Origin of the sequence: Okeania sp. SIO2F4, assembly GCF_010672385.1 — a bacterium.
Lineage (GTDB): Bacteria > Cyanobacteriota > Cyanobacteriia > Cyanobacteriales > Microcoleaceae > Trichodesmium.
In genome coordinates, this window is record NZ_JAAHGT010001204.1 from 1 (window position 1) to 2,372 (window position 2,372).

Here is a 2,372-nt window from a genome sequence, read left to right on the forward strand (position 1 = left end):
TGGCGTAAAAACTATAATAACGATGCAGGTTAAATAATAGACAAACTATAAAAAAGGCGATCGCTACCACGAACAGCATCTTGAGGAACTGATTTTTTTGCCTGCTAACCAACATCACCCACCTAAATTTAAAGCTTGCAGTATAACACTTACCAGAAATTTATATCTTACTTGAGCCATCATAACCACGTTGCCAGGATTATTTTTTCTATTACTATAAAATATAAATTATGTCAAGTGACTATTGGATAATCTCAATACAGTTAAGAAACTGAATTTACAGTATTAGTGTCAGAATATAAAATAGAGATTAAATTATCTCAGAAACAAACTTTTTGTTATAGCAGTTGAAGCAAAGGTTAGGACATTTATAAATGCTCAAACTCGGTCAGGGATTACTTTTGACTTTTGACTTTTGACTTTTGACTTGCGCGTAGCGCTATAATGGCCGATAATTTTAAAACTAATTTGTGAATGGTAAGTGGTAAACCCCGCCCTGCTTGTCCAGTCAGGCCCAATATCTAGGTAGGCGGGAATATATATGGAAAGTTCTAGATGGTTAATTATTCTCTTCCTCTGCGACAACAAGATACTAATAGTCCATCTCACTTACCTAGAGATTTCGTAAAGGTGTCTTCAGAAAAATCTAATAACGACGGATTCTTACAACTTTTATTGTTTATTAATAAACGTCCTGGTTCTCAAGAACAAATTCAAGCTATTCGTAAGTCCCTAAGTAATTTAAAAACAGATTACCCATTTGAATTTAATGTTATTGATGTAGGAGAACAACCCTACATGGCGGAACATTTCAAGTTAATTGCTACTCCTGCTCTACTAAAAATTCATCCTGAACCTAGGCAAACTCTTACTGGTACAAATTTAGTGGCGAAGTTGGAATATTGGTGGCCTCGTTGGCAACGTTCTTTAGCAGAATCTAGGTGTGATGATAATTCCCAATGTGAATCACAACAAGCTATTAGTGAAAAATTATCTGTTAGTTCGATTAATTGTGCTGCTGAGTTAATGCAAATGTCAGACGAAATTTTTCGCCTCAAGCGGGAAAAAGAACAATTGCAAGCTCAACTAAAATTTAAAGACCGCATCATTGCTATGTTAGCTCACGACTTACGAAACCCTCTGACGGCAGTTTCATTAGCTCTAGAAACTTTAGAGTCAACTCAAAAAACGGTGAAGAGTGAGTTTGTTAAAGGTTCTCCAACTCTTGTAGAACGGTTGATTAGGCAAGCGCGTTACCAAGTGCGCGCGATCGACAGAATGATTACGGATATTCTAGAGAGACCAAGAGGGAAAAGTGCCAAGTTCCAAATTCAACCTGAAAAATTAGATGTGGGAGCATTATGTTCTGAGGTGAAAATGCAGTTTCGAGACCGACTGAAGTTAAAAAAATTGCAGTTAAAAACAGATATTCCTAATGATTTACCGTTGGTTTATGCTGACCGAGAAAGGATACGTCAGGTAGTTGTTAATTTGCTTGATAATGCGATTAAGTATACTCCGAAAGAGGGTGAGATTCAGATTATTATCCTCGATCGCACAACTCAAAAGGTGCAGGTGACGGTTTGTGATAGTGGACCTGGTATTCCGAAGGAAAATCGCGATCGGATTTTTGAAGATTCTTTCCGACTAAAACGTGATGAGTCAAAGGAGGGTTATGGTATTGGTTTGGCTTTGTGTCGCCGAATTATTTTATCTCACTATGGTAAAATTTGGGTAGATTCTAGTCCTAGTAATGGTAGTTGTTTTCATTTTACTCTGCCTATTTATAGATAAAAGAGGGAGTAGGGAGTAGGGAGTAGGGAGTAGGGAGTAGGGAATAGGGAACAGTTGGAAAAACATTTCCTAGTCTAAGGTTCATCATCAGTCTATTTCTTAATCAATTCTTCTTTGCTATAGAATCCCTAAGCGTATCTTTTAGGTTGATTTTCCTTTCTACAACATTTGCGATCAAAACTACACTTTTTTTAGTTGAATAAAAAGTCATGTACATAGGCGAACTACCGCACCTAATCTCTAGCTTATCACAAAAATTGTCAGGATGGAAGTAAAAATCCTTTGACGCGCCGATTTTTTCAGGAGCTTCTTAAAATGAAAATGTTGGTGGTTTTCTGTTGAGGATAAATGGAAAGATTTGATAGGGGAAAACAAATATTTATGGGAGCTAGATAAAATGACAATCTTTGTGGCGTTGTTTGTAGGGAAAATGCCTGAATACTCAATCATCCGGGAGTAAGGAAAAATGGTTGAATAAAAAGTCATACTTATAGGCAAAGAACACCACTTAATATTTATGATATCACAAAAATTGTGAGGATGGAAGTGAAAATCCTTTGACGCGCCGTTTTTTTTGA

General features: G+C 36.6%; 1 protein-coding gene. It reads left to right on the forward strand.

Features of this window, described 5'->3' with window-relative positions; all coding sequences use genetic code 11:
• The first annotated feature begins 555 nt into the window (after positions 1 to 555).
• The gene (locus F6K22_RS38895) at positions 556 to 1,794 is read left to right on the forward strand and encodes a histidine kinase (protein WP_293110294.1); all 1,239 of its coding nucleotides are present in this window, start codon (positions 556 to 558) and stop codon (positions 1,792 to 1,794) included.
• Positions 1,795 to 2,372: the final 578 nt, after the last annotated feature.

What these genes read in the sequence shown, in the direction of transcription:
- F6K22_RS38895 (WP_293110294.1), top strand. Translation starts at nt 556, where the DNA reads ATGGTTAATTATTCTCTTCCTCTGCGACAACAAGATACTAATAGTCCA.